General features: G+C 71.3%; 16 protein-coding genes. 9 read left to right on the top strand and 7 right to left on the bottom strand.

All coding sequences use genetic code 11. The features are described from left to right. Window positions 1-133: 133 nt before the first annotated feature. On the bottom strand, window positions 134-514 hold the full coding sequence (locus LXT23_RS16160; protein WP_253981047.1) for a hypothetical protein: 381 nt from the start codon (window positions 512-514) through the stop codon (window positions 134-136). Between the two features lie 45 nt (window positions 515-559). Then, window positions 560-1522: an isopenicillin N synthase family dioxygenase gene (locus LXT23_RS16155; protein ID WP_253981046.1), complete on the bottom strand. Its 963-nt coding sequence runs from the start codon at window positions 1520-1522 to the stop codon at window positions 560-562. Window positions 1523-1699: 177 nt separating this feature from the next. On the opposite strand from LXT23_RS16155, the gene LXT23_RS16150 reads away from it, so the two are divergent. After that, the gene (locus tag LXT23_RS16150) at window positions 1700-3922 is read left to right on the top strand and encodes a protein kinase domain-containing protein (RefSeq protein ID WP_253981045.1); all 2223 of its coding nucleotides are present in this window, start codon (window positions 1700-1702) and stop codon (window positions 3920-3922) included. A 41-nt stretch (window positions 3923-3963) separates the two neighbouring features. On the opposite strand, the gene LXT23_RS16145 is transcribed toward LXT23_RS16150, so the two are convergent. After that, window positions 3964-4311, bottom strand: a complete 348-nt coding sequence (locus LXT23_RS16145; protein ID WP_253981044.1) for a hypothetical protein — start codon at window positions 4309-4311, stop codon at window positions 3964-3966. 256 nt (window positions 4312-4567) lie between these two features. On the opposite strand from LXT23_RS16145, the gene rplU reads away from it, so the two are divergent. From rplU to LXT23_RS16110, 7 genes are all read left to right on the top strand, one after another. Beyond that, window positions 4568-4876: a 50S ribosomal protein L21 gene (rplU, locus tag LXT23_RS16140; protein WP_164007355.1), complete on the top strand. Its 309-nt coding sequence runs from the start codon at window positions 4568-4570 to the stop codon at window positions 4874-4876. A 38-nt stretch (window positions 4877-4914) separates the two neighbouring features. Further along, window positions 4915-5187 (top strand): 50S ribosomal protein L27, encoded by a 273-nt coding sequence (rpmA, locus tag LXT23_RS16135; protein ID WP_253981043.1) that lies wholly within the window; start codon window positions 4915-4917, stop codon window positions 5185-5187. 127 nt (window positions 5188-5314) lie between these two features. Further along, window positions 5315-6739: a GTPase ObgE gene (obgE, locus tag LXT23_RS16130; RefSeq protein WP_253981042.1), complete on the top strand. Its 1425-nt coding sequence runs from the start codon at window positions 5315-5317 to the stop codon at window positions 6737-6739. 4 nt (window positions 6740-6743) lie between these two features. Continuing rightward, window positions 6744-7421 (top strand): TrmH family RNA methyltransferase, encoded by a 678-nt coding sequence (locus LXT23_RS16125; protein ID WP_253981041.1) that lies wholly within the window; start codon window positions 6744-6746, stop codon window positions 7419-7421. Between the two features lie 79 nt (window positions 7422-7500). After that, a complete protein-coding gene (locus LXT23_RS50635; protein ID WP_407692885.1) occupies window positions 7501-8430 on the top strand; it encodes a LolA family protein in 930 nt (309 codons plus the stop codon). Beyond that, window positions 8378-9877, top strand: a complete 1500-nt coding sequence (locus LXT23_RS16115; protein ID WP_253981040.1) for a hypothetical protein — start codon at window positions 8378-8380, stop codon at window positions 9875-9877. The genes LXT23_RS50635 and LXT23_RS16115 overlap by 53 nt, the downstream gene beginning before the upstream one ends. Before the next feature lie 11 nt (window positions 9878-9888). Continuing rightward, entirely contained in the window at window positions 9889-10863 is a 975-nt protein-coding gene (locus tag LXT23_RS16110) for a hypothetical protein (protein WP_253981039.1), read from the top strand. Between the two features lie 84 nt (window positions 10864-10947). Here LXT23_RS16110 and rimO read toward each other — a convergent pair whose 3' ends face one another. Genes rimO through LXT23_RS16090 form a run of 4 tightly spaced genes read right to left on the bottom strand, consistent with a single transcriptional unit; the run spans window position 10948 to window position 15652 of the window. Then, window positions 10948-12345 carry a 30S ribosomal protein S12 methylthiotransferase RimO gene (rimO, locus tag LXT23_RS16105; RefSeq protein WP_253981395.1) on the bottom strand — a complete coding sequence of 466 codons (1398 nt, stop codon included), beginning with the start codon at window positions 12343-12345 and terminating at the stop codon, window positions 10948-10950. Between the two features lie 32 nt (window positions 12346-12377). Continuing rightward, the gene (locus LXT23_RS16100; protein ID WP_253981038.1) at window positions 12378-13481 is read right to left on the bottom strand and encodes a hypothetical protein; all 1104 of its coding nucleotides are present in this window, start codon (window positions 13479-13481) and stop codon (window positions 12378-12380) included. Window positions 13482-13492: 11 nt separating this feature from the next. Further along, window positions 13493-13990: a YajQ family cyclic di-GMP-binding protein gene (locus LXT23_RS16095; RefSeq protein WP_253981037.1), complete on the bottom strand. Its 498-nt coding sequence runs from the start codon at window positions 13988-13990 to the stop codon at window positions 13493-13495. A gap of 21 nt (window positions 13991-14011) precedes the next feature. Next, a complete protein-coding gene (locus LXT23_RS16090; protein ID WP_253981036.1) occupies window positions 14012-15652 on the bottom strand; it encodes a ribonuclease J in 1641 nt (546 codons plus the stop codon). A gap of 199 nt (window positions 15653-15851) precedes the next feature. On the opposite strand from LXT23_RS16090, the gene LXT23_RS16085 reads away from it, so the two are divergent. After that, on the top strand, window positions 15852-16769 hold the full coding sequence (locus tag LXT23_RS16085; RefSeq protein ID WP_253981035.1) for a MaoC/PaaZ C-terminal domain-containing protein: 918 nt from the start codon (window positions 15852-15854) through the stop codon (window positions 16767-16769). The last annotated feature ends 32 nt before the right edge of the window (window positions 16770-16801 follow it).

The following is a 16801-nucleotide window of genomic DNA, read 5'->3' as shown; positions in this document are numbered from 1 at the left end:
GATGGCACCGGCCCGGGAGTCGGTCGAGCTTGCCGCCGGCACGGCGAGCCCGCCAGGCGTGGGGCCTGCCCTCGCCGCCCGGGAGACGTGGCCCGGCGCTCCGACGGAGGAGCGCGGGCCTCGCGCCCGCGGGTCAGTCGTCGACGGTGAACCCGGCAAAGGTCAGGTGGCAGTCGGCGTTGTTCGAGTTGATCTTCCGCGAGGCGGTGTCGGAGCACTGCCTGGCGGCTGCCTTGATGGCATCGACACCCGCGCCGCAGCCGGGAAGGTCACGCAGGCAGTCCATGTAGTCGAACATGACGGCCTCGTCGTCATCCGTGCAGACGTCGTCGATGTGGTCGTTGCAGACGTCGGTGTCCCGCGTCGGGCTCAGGTTCTGCGTGGTGCCACCGCAGTCGCGGACGTGCGCCTGGTAGTCCTCATATGCGCTCTCCATGCCCGAGCACATCGACTCGTCACACCCGGTCAGCCCCAGCGTCAGGGCGGCCAGGGCCGCCGAAAATCCCAGCTTCATGTCACTTCCCCTACGTCGAAGGAGTGAGGCCGGCCCCTCCTCCGATTACTTCAACAGGCCAATCTCCCGCAGGCGCTGCTTGAGGAACGCATCCGCGGTGATGGGTGCATGGCGCGCCGGGTTGTCCGGCGTCTGCGTGCACGGCAGCGGCTCTAGCACACAGTCCGCATAAGGGTGCACGAAGAAGGGCATGGAGTAGCGCACCGTGTCCTCGGCCGTGGTGCGCGGGTTCACCACCCGGTGCGTGGTGGCGGGGATGACGTTGTTCGTCACCCGGCTGAGCATGTCGCCGGAGTCCACGACAATCTGCCCGCGCAGCGTGTCCACCGGCAGCCACTCGCCATCTCGCGTGAGCAGCTCCAGGCCGCCGGCGGTGCCCTCGCACAGCAGGGTGATGAGGTTGATGTCCTCGTGCTCGGCCGCGCGCACGCCACCGGGGATGAAGCGCTCCTTCAGCGGCGGGTAGTGGATGAGCCGCAGCACCGAGTTGCCGTCCGTGGCCATGGTGCTGAAGGTGTCGCGCTCGATTCCGAAGTACTCGGCCAGCGCCTGGAGCATCACCCCCGCCGCGCCGTCCAGCGCGCCGAACAGCGACAGGGTGTGCTCGCGGAAGGAGGGCACCTCCTCCGGCCACACGTTGGGGCCGTAGACGTCCCGGTAGCGGTGGCCGACGGGCAGCTCGCGGCCCACGTGCCAGAACTCCTTCAGGTCGCCCACCTTGCGGTTCTTCGCGTGCTCCTGGCCGTAGCCGATGTAGCCGCGCTGCCCGCCCCGCTCCAGGTCCGCGTAGCGCGCCTTCACCGCCTCCGGCTGGGCGAAGAAGCGCTCCACGTCCGAGTAGGTGCGGCGGATGAGCCCGTCGTCGACGCCGTGGCCCTCCACGGTGACGAAGCCGAACTCCTTGAGGCCGTCGCCGAAGACCTGCACGAAGCGGGCGCGCTCCCGGGGCGTGCCAGCGCGGTAGTGGGACAGGTTGACGACGGGGATGCGGCGTGCGGTTCCGGACATGGGGCCGCACTCTTACCAGCGTGATGGATTGTCGGCACGCGCGGCGTCCTCCGGTAGACCGTCCTCTCCGACCGTGGCTCCGGGTAGCTCGGTACTACGTGACATCCGCCCGCACCGCCAGTGGATGCCTGGGTTCCCCGGTGTCCAAGCTGTGCAGGCAGGCCCGGGGGAAGCGGTATGGCCGAGGTGAGCAACGGTGGTGTGTGCGCGGCGTGCGGCCGGTGGCATGGAGCGTCGGTGACTTGCTCGACGCTGGTGCGCGCGGACGGGGAGGGCGGGGAGCCGCCTCGCCGCAGGTGTGCCCCGGCAATGGAGGAGACGGACCCGCTGGTGGGCACGAGGCTCGGCAGCTTCCGCCTGATGCGCCGCCTGGGACGGGGTGGCATGGGGTCGGTGTACCTGGGCGAGCACGTGTCCATCGGCAGCCGGGTGGCGGTGAAGGTGCTGCACGAGCACCTGGCCATGTACCCGGAGCTGGTGCAGCGCTTCCACGCGGAGGCGCGCGCGGTGAACCTCATCGGCCACGAGAACATCGTCAGCATCTTCGACATGGATGCCGCGCCGCCGCGCCCGTACCTCATCATGGAGTACCTGGAGGGTGCGCCGCTGTCCGCGTGGGTGGGCACGCCGCTGCCGGCCGCGGGCGTGGTGTCCGTGCTGGCGCAGGTGTGCGACGCGCTCCAGGCCGCGCACGCGCGAGGCATCATCCACCGCGACCTCAAGCCGGACAACGTCTTCCTGGTGCGGCGCGGGCGCAGCATGCCCTTCGTCAAGGTGCTGGACTTCGGCATCGCCAAGCTGGCGGACGCGCGGATGCCGCAGACGCATGCGGGCATCATCGTGGGCACGCCCGAGTACATGGCCCCGGAGCAGTCCCTGGGCCGGCGCCTGGACGGGCGCGCGGACCTGTACGCGGTGGGCGTCATCGCCTACCAGCTCGTCACCGGGAAGCTGCCCTTCGACGACGAGGGGCTGACGGCGCAGCTCGTGGCCCACCAGATGCGGCCGCCTCCGCCTCCGCGCTCGGTGCATCCGGGGGTGCCCGCGGCCGTGGAGCGCGTCATCCTCCGCGCGCTGGCCAAGGCGCCCGAGGAGCGCTACCCGACCGCCTCCGCCCTGCGTGCCGCGCTGCAGGCCGCCCTGGCCGAGGAGAACCGGGCACCGGCGCCCGAGGCGAATGCCCTCGCCGCGACTCCACCCGTGTCCGCGGCGGGCCGGGGACCGGCTCCTGCTGACGGCGGGGGGACGGCGCCGTCCTCACGGCCCGGCTCTGCTCCTGCTGACGGTGGGGGGACGGCGCCGTCTTCACGGCCCGGCCCGGCCGCTCCCGGTGCGGAGGGTGGAGGAACGGCGCCGTCCTCTCGGCCCGGCCCGGCCGCTCCCGCCGTCGTGACGCCCCCCCCGGCCGTCGAGCCCGACGCCCCGGCCCCTGCGCCTTCAGCCTCCGGCGGCCCCCGGCCGGGAGGCGCCGCGGAAGCGCCGGCCCGGCCCCGGAGCGTGGAGCTGCCGGTGCAGGTGGTGCTGCGCCCGGGTGAGGGGCCCGTGCGGCTCACCGGCTCGGACCTGTCCCGGGGGGGCCTGTTCCTGCGCAGCGCGGGCGCGCTGCCGCCGCTGTGCGCGAGGCTGCCGGTGGTGCTGGAGCTGGAGTCCGGCCCGCTGTCGGTGCTCTGCGAGGTGGTGCGCCACGTCCCGCCCGAGCAGGCGCGCGTCTGGGGCATGCCCACCGGCTTCGGCGTCCAGTTCGTGGAGGCGAATGCCGCGCTCAAGGCCGCGGTGGATCAGCTCCTCAAGGGCGGGCCGGCCCGCCGTCCGTCCGTGGAGCCCCACGGGGACGACGCGGAAGCCGCCCGCGTGCTGGAGGCCTGGCGCCAGCGCTCCGCGGGGGACCACTACGCCGTGCTGGGCCTGACGCCGGACGCGGACATGGAGGCGGTGCGCGCCCGGACGCGCGAGGCGGCGAGCACCCTGGAGGCCCTGCGCCAGCGGCCGCTGTCCCCCTCCCAGCGGGCGTGGCTGGACGCGGCGCTCGTCCGGGTGCGCGAGGCGGGCGAGGCGCTGGGCGCCCCGGTGCAGCGGGCCCTGTACGACGCCTGGCGCGGCAACCACGCCGGGGTGGCGCGGTGCCTGGAAGGAGGGCTCACGGCCGAGCAGCTGGAGTCGCTGCGGCGGGAGTTCCTCGCCCGCAGGCCCCAGGCCGCGGGCACGGCACGCATCCACTTCCTGTCAGGTGGGGGACTGGAGCGGGACGGCCAGCTCGCGCGAGCGCTGGAGCACTACGAGCGCGGCCTGGCGCTGGACCCGCTGGAGCCGGGGCTGCTGCAGCGCTACCGCGTGGTGCGGCGGGCCCTGGCGGCCCGTTCCCCGCCCGTGCGCGGAAACGACAGGGCCCGGTCCCCTTGAGAGGGAGCCGGGCCTTGGGGTACTCGAGAGGCGGGAGGTGACTAGTTGCAGGTCACGTCGTCGCTCTTCTCGCTGCAGGCCTCGAACTTCTCGGCCCAGTCCGCCTCCTCGCCCGCCTCGCAGTCGGGGAGGTCGTTGATGCAGTCGATGGTGTCGTTGATCTTGTCCTTGTCATCGCCGGAGCAGTCCTCGGACTCCTCCTTGCACTCCTCGATGTCCTCGTCGGTGAAGGTGATCTGCCCGACGATGGCATTGACCTGGGGACAGTCCTCGGTCTTCTCGTCCAGGCCCTCATAGGCGTCCGCGATGTCCTCGCAGATGTCGCCGCCGCAGCCGGTGCTGAAAACGAGAGACGTCGCAGCCACCAGGCTGATCATGAACTTCTTCATTGTGGATTCCCCCTCGTGACGAGGTCGGTAGAACGGCGCCCGTTTTGGCGGCCGTAAGCCCGCTTCCCAGTTAACATCGGAGGCCGGGCTGAGTAAACCACCCCGGGGTGTGCGGGATGATCCTTCATCCGCCTTGACTCCCCAGGGCACATCCCGTAAATCCCGCCGCCTTTGGCGCGATTGGATGGACCACCGTCCGAAATGCGCGGTCGATTCCACGGGTTGACCCAACCCGACAGCTGACAGGGGTTAGACGATGTACGCAGTGATTCGCACGGGCGGGAAGCAGTACCGCGTCGCCGAGGGCGATGTGCTCCGGATCGAGAAGATCGCCGGCGACATTGGCGCCGAGGTGACCTTCACGGACATCCTCATGCTGGGTGGTACGGACAGCCCCAAGGTGGGCCGGCCGACTGTGTCCGGCGCTCGCGTGGTGGGCAAGGTCCTGGCCCAGGACAAGCACCGCCGCGTCCTCCACTTCCGCAAGGAGAAGGAGGGCTGGACGCGCCGCCGTGGTCATCGCCAGCCGTACACCGAGGTGAAGGTCACCTCCATCGCCGGCTAGTCCGGACGGTTTACCCCCAACTTCAGGAGCAAGGTGTCATGGCCCATAAAAAGGGACAGGGTTCTTCGCGCAACGGGCGTGATTCCAACCCGCAGTATCGTGGTGTGAAGGTGTACGCGGGTGAGACGGTTTCGGCCGGCAGCATCCTGGTTCGCCAGGTGGGCACGGTCATCCACGCGGGCACCAACGTGAAGCTCGGCCGCGACTTCACCCTCTACTCGGTGGTGGACGGCGTGGTGAAGTACGAGCGCCTGGGCCGCGACCGGAAGAAGGTCTCGGTCTACCCGGCCGCTGAGCAGGCGAGCGCCTGACGGTCCGCCGGCCCTCGAAGGCCGGCAGCCGCGCGGCACCCACGAGCGGGTCGCTTCTCCAGTCCACGCGCCCTTTCCGGCGGCGGGACGCGAGGGCGGCCCGCTCTGCGTTTTCCAGGAGTTCCAGATGAAGTTCGTCGATGAAGTCCGCATCTTCGTGAAGGGGGGCGACGGCGGCAACGGCTCCGTCTCCTTCCGGCGGGAGAAGTACATCGAGCGTGGAGGCCCCAACGGCGGGGACGGGGGCAATGGTGGCTCCGTCATCTTCGTGGCGGATCCGCAGCTCACCACGCTGCTCGACTACCGCTACCAGCAGCACCACTGGGCGAAGGGCGGCGAGCACGGCATGGGCAACGACTGCAACGGTCGTGGCGCCGAGGACATGATTCTCCGGGTGCCGGTGGGCACGCTGGTGAAGGACGCGGGCACCGAGGAGCTGCTGGTGGACCTGAGCGAGCCCGGCCAGCGCTGGGTGGCGGCGAAGGGCGGCCGGGGCGGCCTGGGCAACATGAACTTCGCCACGTCCACGCGGCAGACGCCGCGCTTCGCCCAGGACGGGACGAAGGGCGAGGAGCACACGCTGCGGCTGGAGCTGAAGCTGCTGGCCGACGTGGGCCTGCTGGGCTTCCCCAACGCGGGCAAGAGCACCTTCATCTCCCGCGTGAGCCGGGCGCGGCCGAAGGTGGCCGACTACCCGTTCACCACGCTGGTGCCCAACCTGGGCATGGTCCAGTACAAGGACGGCCTGTCCTTCGTGATGGCGGACATCCCCGGCATCATCGAGGGCGCCAGCGAGGGCGTGGGGCTGGGCCACCAGTTCCTGCGGCACGTGGAGCGCTGCAAGGTGCTCGTCCACCTCATCGACATGGGCGCGGAGGGCGAGGGGCGCGAGCCGCTGCACGACTTCGACGTGCTCAACCGCGAGCTGGAGAAGTACAGCCAGACGCTTTCGGGCAAGCCCCAGGTGGTGGCGGCCAACAAGCAGGACCTGCCGGATGCGCAGGCGAAGCTGGCGCCCTTCACCGAGGCCCTGCGCGAGCGCGGCATCCGCGTCTATCCCGTGTCCACCGCCACCGGCGAGGGCATGCAGCCGCTGATGGACGCGGTGGCGGAGGTGCTGTTCACCGGCCGCACGGACAAGCTCCGGGTGGAGCCGCCGGCGAAGGCCGCTGGGGCTCGCAAGAGCGCGGGTGCTCCCGCGGCGAAGAAGGCTCCGGCGCGCGAGGCCGTGGGCAATGGCCGGGCGGCGGCGAAGAAGGCTCCGGCGAAGAAGGCTCCGGCGGCGCGCAAGGCCCCGGGCAGGGCGGCCGTGAAGAAGGCTCCGGCGCGCAAGGCCACGGCCACGCGTGGGGCCGCCGTGAAGAACGCGTCCCCGGCGCGCAAGGCCACGGGGGCGGGCAGGGCGGCGGCGAAGAAGACGTCGGCGGTTCGCAAGGCCGCGGTGAAGAAGGTCGCGGCGCGCAAGGCTCCGGCGAAGCGCGCGGCGGCGGTGAAGCAGCGGCCGGCGGCGAAGAAGACGTCGGCGCGCAGGCCGGCCGGCAGGAGGGCCTGAGGCAATGTCCGGCGGCGGTGCTCGCTATGAGCCCTTCGAGAAGGAGCAGCTCGAGCCCGAGCAGTTCCTTCTCGACGTGCGCAAGGAGAAGATCGACCGCGTCGTCAGCCAGCGCACGCGCAACTTCACGGTCGTCCTGGACCGGCTGGAGGACAGCTTCAACATGGCCGCGGTGCTGCGCACCTGCGAGTCCATGGGCGTGCAGGAGGTGCACGTCGTCATCAACCCCGAGGCCCCCTTCGTCCCCAACTCGAGGGTGGCCCAGGGCTGTGACAAGTGGCTGGACGTGAAGCTGTACAAGACGTTCGCCGAGTGCCGGGAGCACCTGAAGTCGCGGGGCTTCCGCCTCTACGCCTCCGCCATCCAGGAGGGGGCCACCAGCCTCTACACGCTGCGCTTCGACGGGAAGATGGCGCTCGTCTTCGGCAACGAGCGCTACGGGGTGAGCACCGAGGTGCTGGAGTCCGTGGACGGCACCTTCTGGGTGCCCATGCGGGGCTTCAGCCAGAGCCTCAACATCTCCGCCGCCGCCTCGGCCTGCATCAGCCGGGCGGTCGCCTGGCGGGACGAGCACCTGGGGAGCTCGGGTGACCTGTCCCCCGAAGAGGCCCAGGCCCTGCGCGAGCGCTTCTACGTGCTGGCCATCAAACAGAGGAAGCGGCTCTTCAAGAAGCGCCCATGAATGCCGGGCCCCCGCTCCCCGTCGGTATGGGCTAGATGGACGCCGCTGGCCTACATGGGCCCGCCTGGAGACGCACGCCATGTTCCTGGAAACCCTGCTCGTCACGCTCCTGTCCGCGCCTGGCACCCAGGCCGCGCCCGGCTCCGAGGGCGTGAAGCCTGTCCTGGTGGCCCAGGCCGCCGCGCCCGCGCCCGTCGCGAAGCCCCCGGCCGACGCCGGCAAGCCCGCGGCCGCGACGCCTCCTCCCGCCGCGAAGCCCTCCGAGGCCGGCAAGCCCGCGGCCGCGACGCCTCCTCCCGCCGCGAAGCCCTCCGAGGCCGGCAAGCCCGCGGCCGCGCAGCCGGGGGCGACTGCTGAGACGAAGCCCGTGGAGACGAAGCCCGCGCAGCCTGCCGCGAAGCCGGCGGCGATGACGCCGGAGGTGAAGTCGCTGGTGGACCGGATGCAGGCCTTCTACGAGAAGACCGGCGACTTCCGGGCGGGCTTCCGGCAGGACTACAAGTACAAGACCTTCCGGCGCACGCAGACGTCCGAGGGCACCGTCACGTACAAGAAGCCGGGCCTGATGCGGTGGGAGTACCAGAAGCCGTCGGCGCGCACCTTCGTGCTGGCCGGCAACAAGGTGTACATGCACGACCCGAGCGCCCAGAGCCTGACGGTGGGCAGCATGGACACGAGCCAGCTCTCCGCGTCGGTGACGTTCCTCTTCGGCCAGGGCAAGCTGGCGGACGAGTTCGCCATCACCAAGGGCGCCTGCAAGGACTGCAAGGGCACGCTGCTGGTTCTGGACCCGCTGAAGGCCGAGCCCCGCTTCCGCCAGGTACGGCTGGAGGTGGACCCCGCCTCGGCCCAGGTGCTCAAGAGCACCGTGGTGGACCCGGACGGCAGCGAGAACACCATCGCCTTCCTGAACCTGAAGACGAACGTGGGTATCGCCGCGGACAGCTTCAAGCTGGATGTGCCGGACGACACGCGCGTGGACGACTTCACCAAGGGCAAGAAGCAGTAACCTGCGCGGCGTGCGCGGCGCGTTCCTGCTCGTAGGATTGATGTGTCTGGCCGGGGCCGGTTGCCGTCGGAGTACGGCTGCCGGCCCTTCGCGTTCCCAGGGCTTCGCGGGGCAGACGCTCCCGCTGCTGGCCTCGCCCGCGCTGCGGCTCACCGTGGCGGGCCGGCTGGGGACGCGTCCGGTGCCGGTGGTGCTCGACGTGGCGCGGCCTCTCTCGCTCGTGTCCCGGGGCTGCTTCCCGGGGGAGGCGCCCGCGCCCGAGGGCACCGTGCGCGCCCCGGAGCCGGCGGGCGGCTTCCGCTCCTGGCCCGTGGTGCCGCTGCCCGCCTTCTCCGTGGGGCCGGTCGTCTCGCCGGTACGCACTGCCGGCCTGTCCGGTGAGAAGGCCTGCGCAGTGACGCTGGGCGCGGACGTGCTGGAGCCGTATGCGCTCACCGTGGACCCGCTGCGGCGCGAGGTGACCTTCTCCGCCTCCCGTCCGCGCGAGGCATACGCCGCCGAGGCCGCCGCGGCCGACCCCGCGCGCGAGGTGTACGTGGTGGAACTCAGCCGCGAGCCCCTCGGCGACTGGCCGCTGTTGGCCGCGCGGGTGAGGCAGGGCGAGGCGGACCTGACCGGGCCGTTCGTCCTCGGCACGCGCGAGCCCTTCTCGAGGCTGGCGGTGGGGCCCGCGGAGGCGCAGGGGCTGCAGCCGCTGGAGACGGCCGCGAACCTGCCGGCGCGCACCTTCGCGGTGGACGCGGTGGAGGTGTCCGAAGGCGTGGGCGCCCGCCCGCTGGTGGTGGAGGCCGCGGGCCGGTGGGCCTCACCCAGCAGCCTGGGACGCCTGGGCCCCGATGTCTGGGGGCGCTTCACCGCGACGGTGGATGCGAAGGGTGGGGCGCTGGTGCTGCGCCGGCCCCGCGTGGGACCGCCGGCCCCAGCCTCGTCCCCTGGCGAGCGTCGGCAGTGCGCGTCCTCCGACGGCACCTACAGCGAGGAGGCGTGCTACGGCCTGCACGTCCGCCGCGAGCCGGACGGCAGCGTCTCCGTGAGCGGCGCCGTGTACCGCGACCTCCCCGAGGGTGGACGCCTGCACCTGGAGCCCGTGAGGCCGGATGGGACGCGCCTGGAGCCCGGCTGCGGCGTAGGCCTCAGCTTCCCCGCCACCAGCCGGGGGCTGACGACCCAGCACCGGGTGCCCTGGGCCTCTCTCTCGCAGGCCCTGCCCGCCTGCCACGCGGCCCTCGCGAGCGCGACTGGCTTCAAGCTGGCGTTGTTCGAGGAAGGCCGCCAGCCCGAGTGCCCCACGGCCTGCGCCTTCGTCACCGAGCAGGCCTCTCGCCGTACCGTGTGTGAATGCCAGCCCACGCCGCTGGGTGAGGGGGTGGGCGTGCCGTCGCGCACTTCACCCTCCCGCGAGCCTCCACCCGAGGAGCGTGAGCTGGAGCCCGAGGACCCGAGGTAGATTCCCCCCGAATGCGCCCGCCCCCGACCGAGTTCGACCGGCAGTACACAGAGCAGCGCCAATACATCGACCTGGCCCGCACCTACCTGGAGAAGGAGGGCTTCGCGCGCATGCAGCGCGTGCTCGTGAAGGACGTGGAGCGCGGCAAGGTGTCCAGGGAAGACGCGGCCGGCGCCGTCCGCTACGCCCTGCTCGCCGTCGTGGAGCGGGTGGCCGCGCGGGTGGGCTACACGCGCTACGTCGACCTCATGAAGGACCCGGAGCTGACGGACGCGCTCCGCTTCGCCATGGAGGACATCAGCGAGCGCCACCGCATCGAAGCGCCCGCCGCGCGCGAGCAGCTGCGCCAGTCCACCTTTCAGACGACGCTGCGCCACTGGCACCTCGTCGTCCACGAGCAGCGCGGCCGCCAGCGCTACGAAATCACGGAGCCGCTCGCCCGCCGCCTCCTGAAGGAGACTCCCGGCACCGTGCCCTGTGACGGGCTGCGGCTGCCCACGGACTCGCTGGTGCTGGTGGTGCCCGCCGAGGCCGGCCTCACCGGGCGCCTGCCCGAAGGCGGCACCGCGCCCATCACCGAAATCTACGCGGTGGAGTCCCCCTCGCCGCAGGGCGCCGGCGCCTACTGGTTCCTGTGGATGTGCATGCGCGAGCCCTCGGGGGCCTCGGCGTACTCCCTCGTCAACGTGGCCCTCGCGCCCGGCGCCACGCTGGAGCAGGCCATCGCCTTCTCCCGGAACGAGGGCGGCCCTGGACAGGACCCGGGCTGGGAGGACTGCTGCCGCCTGCTGGCGGGAGCCGCCCGCTACCTGTCGGAAGGCGGCCTCACGCGCCAGGAGTGGTACGACGAGAGCGCCCGCGAGCTGCACGAGAAGCTCGCGGCCATCCCGAAGGCCCAGAAGCAGGAGCGCGAGAAGCTGCGCGAGCGGCTGCACGCCGTCAGCCCGGGCCGCCGCATCATCCTCGACGACACGCCGTCCCCCTGAACGACAGCGGGCCCGCGCCAGCAAGGCCGCGGGCCCGTCGATGAACCTCCAGGCCGTGTCGCACCGCACGCGGCCCGGAAGCGGCTACTCCACCCGCGTCGCCTCGCGAGGCTTGGGCACGAGCGGCACGGGCGCGGGGTGCGCGTCGCGCGCGGTGTGCTTGCGCTGCTTCGGGTCCGGGCGCTCCACCACGCGGGCGACCAGGTCGTAGTCGTGGGCCTCCGTCACCTCCACCGTGACGAGCTCCCCCGGGTACGCCAGTCCATCGTTGATGTACACGAGCCCGTCGATGTCCGGCGCCTGGCCCTGGTGGCGGCCCACCAGCAGGTGCTCCGTCTCCGGCGCGGGGCCTTCCACCAGCACCTCCAGCCGCTTGCCCACCAGCTTCTTGTTCTGCTCGCGGTTGATGCGCTTCTGGATGGCCATCACCTCGCGCCACCGGCGCTCGATGAGCTTCTGGGGGACCTTGTCCGGCAGGTCGAAGGCCGCGGTGCCCTCCTCGTCCGAGTACTGGAAGACGCCCAGCCGCTCGAAGCGCTGAGCCTTCACGAACTCCTTCAGCATCTCGAAGTCCTCCTCCGTCTCGCCGGGCAGGCCGACGATGAGGGAGGTGCGCATCACCAGGCCCGGCACGCGCTCGCGCAGCTTCGCCAGCAGGCCCTTGAGGAACTCCGAGTTGCGGCCGCGCTTCATGGACAGGAGCAGCTTGTCGCTGACGTGCTGCACCGGCATGTCCAGGTAGCGGGCAATCTTCGGCTCCGAGGCCATCACCTCGATGAGCTCGTCCGGGAACACGCGCGGGTAGGCGTAGTGCAGGCGGATCCACTTCACGTCCACCTTCACCAGCTCCTTGAGCAAGTCGTGCAGCTTCGGCTTGCCCGGCAGGTCATGCCCGTACGCGGTGAGGTCCTGCGCGACGAGGTTCAGCTCCTGCACGCCGCTCTCCGCCAGCCGCTGGGCCTCCAGCATGATGTCGGCGATGGGGCGCGAGCGCTGCCCGCCGCGCAGCGTGGGGATGATGCAGAAGGCGCAGGCGTTGTCACAGCCCTCGGACACCTTGAGGTAGGCGGTGTACTTCGGCATCGAGTTGACGCGCGGCGTGTTGGCGTCGTGGATGTAGTCGGGGTCCGGAATCACCTGACGCGGCGACGCCTCGGCGGCCAGCAGGTCGCCAATCTGGGCGTAGGCGCTGGTGCCCAGGAAGTGGTCGACCTCCGGCATCTCCTTCGCCAGCTCCTCGCCGTAGCGCTGGGACAGACAGCCCGTCACCACCAGCGTGCTGCAGGTGCCCGACTTCTTGAGCTCGGCCATCTCCAGGATGGAGTCCACCGACTCCTGCTTGGCGGGACCGATGAAGGCGCACGTGTTGACGACGATGACCTGGGCCTCGGACGGCTCCTGCACCAGCTTGTAGCCCCGGTGCTGCAGCGTGCCCAGCATCACCTCGGAGTCCACCCGGTTCTTCGGGCAGCCGAGCGTCATCATGTACAGGCTCTTGGTCTCTTGCACCGCGTCTACCGCTTTCCGAGTTCGGTTCGCTCGAAGTGGTCTCCACTCCAGGCGAAGTTCATGGTTGCGCCGTTCGAGTAACCGATGGTCAGCGCTCCCTCTTCATCCAGTTCCATCGACACGGCCCGCCCCAGCGCGCAGGTGGCGGCCGGCCACTCGAGCACTCGAAGCGCCGTCTTCCCCGTCACCAGGTACAGCCCCACCCGCAGCTCGCTTTCGGAATCACACCGACCCGCGACGGCATAGGGATTCTTCCCCGACAGCACCGTGACGATCGGGCGCCCGTCCGGCAGGCTGAGGGTGTCCGGGACGATGACGCCCACCTTCGTGGCGTCCAGCGCGTCCGGCACCACCAGGGCGCGCAGCGAGGCGGGCACCAGGAGCTCGTCTCCCTGGGCCCAGGCCGGGAAGCTGTGCAGGTCCCACCCCAGCCAGCCGTCCTTCGCCGCCTCCAGCGCCGTCACCGTCTCCGGCGGCTTCAGCTTCAGGCCCTTGCGCGGGTCCTCCGGCAGCCGGAGCGCCTCGCCCACCATGGTGCCGCTCTGGCAGTTGGAGACGGGCACCGCCTTGCCGCCCGCTCCGTCCTGGTCCTCGTAGGTGAGGCACAGGTCCATCACCAGGGGGTCGCGCGCGGGGAAGCGGGGGAAGGCGCGCACGGGGATGGCCGCCATCAGCACCAGCGCGTTGCCCCGGCGCTGCACCGCCGCGTTCACCTTCTCCTGCGCGAACTGGGGCGTGCCGTGGTCCGTGCCCGACGCGCGCTTGCCGTCGAAGGCGAAGCGCCACGTGTAGCCGGTGGCGGTGGGGCCCGAGCCCGGGAAGTAGAGCGACAGGGTGAGCAGGTCGGCCGCCACCAGCTGGTCGTCGGTGGCCTCCACGCCCACGTAGAGGGTGTCCTTGCGCAGGCCCACCTTGGCGGTGAACGACGCGCTGGCCCCTTCCGCCGCGACGGGCTTGAGCACCAGCGGCGAGGCCAGGCCCTTGAGGCCGGCCTGGAAGCCCGGGGCCTTGGCGAGGGTCGGCACCGGCCGCGAGGCGCGCTCCTCCTGCGCGGAGGCGACGGCGGGGGCGCACAGCATCAGGAAGAGGAGCGGGGCGGCAGTGCGCATGAACGTCTTTTCTAATCGCGGAAGTTGGTGAACTGCATGTCCAGCTTCAGCCGGTCCTGCTCCTTGCGGAACAGGGCCATGGCGGCCTGCAGGTCGTCCCGGTTCTTCCCGGTGACGCGGAGCTGGTCCGCCTGGATGGAGCCCTGCACCTTCATCTTCGTTTCCTTCAGCAGCTTCACCAGCTCCTTGGACTTCTCCACGGGGATGCCCTGCTGGAGCTTGATGACCTGCTTCACGTTGTGCAGGCCCGTCTTCTCGATGTCGCCGTACTCCAGCGCATGGAGGCTGATGTTGCGCTTGGCCAGCTTGCCCAGGAGGACCTCCTTGGCGGCCTGGACGCGGTCCTCGCTGTTGGCCTTCACGGTGATGGCGGTGTTGTCCGGGGCCAGCACCACGTCCGCCTGGGTGCCCTGGAAGTCGTAGCGGGTGCTGAGCTCCTTCTTGGTCTGGTTGACCGCGTTGTCGAGCTCAGCGAGGTCGATTTTCGAGACGACGTCGAAGGATGGCATCGGCTGCGGCCCTTACCACACCTACACCCTGACGACCATGGGCACCACCAGGGGCCGCCGGGAGGTGTACAGCTTGAAGGCCCGGCGCACCGCCCGGGTGAGTTCCTCTCGCACCAGGGCGTCATCCCCCCGGAGCTGGGTGGACAGCTCCTCGAAGAGGGCACGGGCCTCCTGGGCCACCCGGGGCAGCATCACCTGCTCGTCCAGGTTCAGCCCCTGGCCGGACAGCTGCGGCCCGGCCACCAGCTTCTGGTTGTCCCGCTGGATGACGACCACCGCCGTGACGATGCCCGTCTCCGACAGCTTCACCCGCTCCTGGAGGGTGTCCGGCGTCACCACCCCGCTGCCGAAGCGGTCCTTGAAGACGCGGCCCGCCGGCACGCTGCCGCTGAAGCGCCCCCGGCCGTGCTCGAAGGTGACGACGTCCCCGTCCTGGGCCAGCAGGCACTGCGCCGGCTCCATTCCGGCCTCGCGCGCGGTGGCCAGGTGTCGGTGGAGGTGGCGGCCTTCCCCATGCACGGGGACGAAGTGCTTGGGGCGCACCAGGTCCAGCACCCGCCGCTGCTGGGGCCGGCTGGCGTGGCCGGAGACGTGGACGCCGGGCTCCAGCTGGGCATAGGCGACGCGCGCCCCCCGCCACAGGAGGTCGTCGATGAGGCCGCCCACGGAGCGCTCGTTGCCGGGGATGGGGCGCGAGCTGAGCACCACCAGGTCTCCCGGGTCCAACCGCACCGGCCCCTCCCCGGCGGCCAGCTGCGACAGCCCGGCGCGCGGCTCGCCCTGCGCCCCGGTGGTGATGACCAGCACGCGGTGCGCCGGCAGCTGCTGCACCGTGTCCAGGTGGATGAAGAGCGAGTCGGGCACGTCCAGGTAGCCCAGCTCGCGCGCCATCTCCACGTTGCGAATCATGCTGCGGCCCTGGAGGGCCACCTTGCGCCCCAGCCGCTCGGCCAGTGCGAGGAGATGTCGCACGCGGTGGAGGTTGGAGGAGAAGAGGGCGACGACGATGCGGCCGGTGGCGCCGGTGAAGAGGCGCTCGAAGGTCTGCTCCACCACGCGCTCGCTGCCCGTCTCCTCGGTGATTTCGGAGTTGGTGGAGTCCGACAGGAGGCACAGCACGCCCTCCTCGCCGGCCTCGCCCCAGCGCTCCAGGTCCGTGCGCAGCCCGTCGATGGGGTCCGGGTCCAGCTTGAAGTCCCCGGTGTGGATGACGGTGCCCTCGGGGGTGCGGACGATGAAGCCGACCGCGTCCGGCACCGTGTGCGTGACGCGGCTGGCCTCGACCTTGAAGGCAGTGCCCACGGGGAAGGGCTCGCGCGGCTCGATTTCGCGCAGGTCCGCCTTCAGCCCCAGCTCGCTCAGGCGGTGGCGGGCCATGGCCAGCGTGAAGCGCGTGCCGTAGACGGGGACGGGCACCTCGTTGAGCAGGTAGGGGAGCGCGCCCAGGTGGTCCTCGTGGCCGTGGGTGAGCACCACGCCCTTGAGCTGGGCGGCGTTCTGCTTCAGGTGGGTGAAGTCCGGGATGATGATGTCCACCCCGGGCATCCCCGCGGAGGGGAACATCAGCCCGGCGTCGATGAGCAGCATCTCCCCGCGACAGGCGATGACCATGGAGTTGAGGCCAATCTCGCCAAGGCCGCCCAGGGGAATGACATGAAGCATTTGGGGAAGTCTAAGGACTGAGGCTGTCGCGCGCGGCGGAAAGTTGCATGGAGGGCGTGCGGAAGGGCTGCCGGAGGCGAAAGGGGGTTTCCCTCCACCCGCCCGACGTTCGCCACCCCAGCAGGGGAGAAGGCGCTTCCCGCCGGCCACGACGCATGGTGCCATGCCAGGGCGTCCGTCCCCCTGCCAGGAGTCCTCCGTGTCCACCTCCCCACGTGTCCTCGAGCTTGCCGCGCCCCCACCGCTCGCCCGGGAGCTGCTGCGCGCCGCCGTGGCCCGCCGCCCCTCGCGACCCGGCGAGGTGCCCCGGCTGGAGGTGCGGGTGCGGCACTTCGCGCCGGAGGCCCTCCAGCTCGCGCGCTACCGGGAGGTGTGCGGCTTCGCGGCGGACGGGTACCTGCCGCTGCCCTTTCCCCAGGTGCTCGTCGCGCCGCTGCACATCGCGCTGCTCAACCACCCGGACTTCCCCTACCGGCTGCTCGGCATGATTCACGTGCGCAACCGCATCCATCAGCACCGGCGGCTGCCGGAGGGCACGCCGCTCTCCGTGCGCACGTGGGTGGAGGGCCAGCGCGAGGTGCGGCAGGGCCGTGAGCTGGACCTGCACACCCACGTGGAGGTGGAGGGCACGCTCGTCTGGAGCGCCTTCACCACCATGCTCCGCCGCCTGCCGGGCGCGGAGGAGCGCTCGCGCGAGGCGAAGCCGGCGGGCCCGAAGGCGCCTCCGGAGGAGGACGTCCGCTTCGCCCAGAGCCGCCCCGCGAGCTGGACGGTGCCCGAGGACACCGGCCGCCGGTACGCGAAGGCCTCCGGGGACTACAACCCCATCCACCTGTACGCGCTCACCGCGCGCTTCTTCGGCTTCCCCCGCGCCATCGCCCACGGCATGTGGACCGTGGGCCGCTGCGTGGCGGAGATGGGCGAAGCGGCCGAGGCCCCCGCGCTCACCCTCACCTCGGAGTTCCGCCGGCCGCTGCTGCTGCCCTCGCGCGTGCTGTTCCAGACGGCCCGGCAGGACGACGGCGTGGCCTACCGGGTGAGGGCCGAGGACGGCCAGCTCCACCTCCAGGGTCAGCTGACGCCCGGCGCGGAGCCCCCGGAGCCACGGCCCTCCTGACCCAGGCCGGGCCCCTTGGGCCTCCCGCCGCG

The sequence above is a fragment of the Pyxidicoccus xibeiensis genome (assembly GCF_024198175.1).
GTDB lineage: Bacteria > Myxococcota > Myxococcia > Myxococcales > Myxococcaceae > Myxococcus > Myxococcus xibeiensis.
This window is presented reverse-complemented; position numbering and strand designations above follow the sequence as displayed.

What these genes read in the sequence shown, in the direction of transcription:
- LXT23_RS16160 (WP_253981047.1), bottom strand. Translation starts at nt 514, where the DNA reads ATGAAGCTGGGATTTTCGGCGGCCCTGGCCGCCCTGACGCTGGGGCTG.
- LXT23_RS16155 (WP_253981046.1), bottom strand. Translation starts at nt 1,522, where the DNA reads ATGTCCGGAACCGCACGCCGCATCCCCGTCGTCAACCTGTCCCACTAC.
- LXT23_RS16150 (WP_253981045.1), top strand. Translation starts at nt 1,700, where the DNA reads ATGGCCGAGGTGAGCAACGGTGGTGTGTGCGCGGCGTGCGGCCGGTGG.
- LXT23_RS16145 (WP_253981044.1), bottom strand. Translation starts at nt 4,311, where the DNA reads ATGAAGAAGTTCATGATCAGCCTGGTGGCTGCGACGTCTCTCGTTTTC.
- rplU (WP_164007355.1), top strand. Translation starts at nt 4,568, where the DNA reads ATGTACGCAGTGATTCGCACGGGCGGGAAGCAGTACCGCGTCGCCGAG.
- rpmA (WP_253981043.1), top strand. Translation starts at nt 4,915, where the DNA reads ATGGCCCATAAAAAGGGACAGGGTTCTTCGCGCAACGGGCGTGATTCC.
- obgE (WP_253981042.1), top strand. Translation starts at nt 5,315, where the DNA reads ATGAAGTTCGTCGATGAAGTCCGCATCTTCGTGAAGGGGGGCGACGGC.
- LXT23_RS16125 (WP_253981041.1), top strand. Translation starts at nt 6,744, where the DNA reads ATGTCCGGCGGCGGTGCTCGCTATGAGCCCTTCGAGAAGGAGCAGCTC.
- LXT23_RS50635 (WP_407692885.1), top strand. Translation starts at nt 7,501, where the DNA reads ATGTTCCTGGAAACCCTGCTCGTCACGCTCCTGTCCGCGCCTGGCACC.
- LXT23_RS16115 (WP_253981040.1), top strand. Translation starts at nt 8,378, where the DNA reads ATGTGCCGGACGACACGCGCGTGGACGACTTCACCAAGGGCAAGAAGC.
- LXT23_RS16110 (WP_253981039.1), top strand. Translation starts at nt 9,889, where the DNA reads ATGCGCCCGCCCCCGACCGAGTTCGACCGGCAGTACACAGAGCAGCGC.
- rimO (WP_253981395.1), bottom strand. Translation starts at nt 12,345, where the DNA reads ATGACGCTCGGCTGCCCGAAGAACCGGGTGGACTCCGAGGTGATGCTG.
- LXT23_RS16100 (WP_253981038.1), bottom strand. Translation starts at nt 13,481, where the DNA reads ATGCGCACTGCCGCCCCGCTCCTCTTCCTGATGCTGTGCGCCCCCGCC.
- LXT23_RS16095 (WP_253981037.1), bottom strand. Translation starts at nt 13,990, where the DNA reads ATGCCATCCTTCGACGTCGTCTCGAAAATCGACCTCGCTGAGCTCGAC.
- LXT23_RS16090 (WP_253981036.1), bottom strand. Translation starts at nt 15,652, where the DNA reads ATGCTTCATGTCATTCCCCTGGGCGGCCTTGGCGAGATTGGCCTCAAC.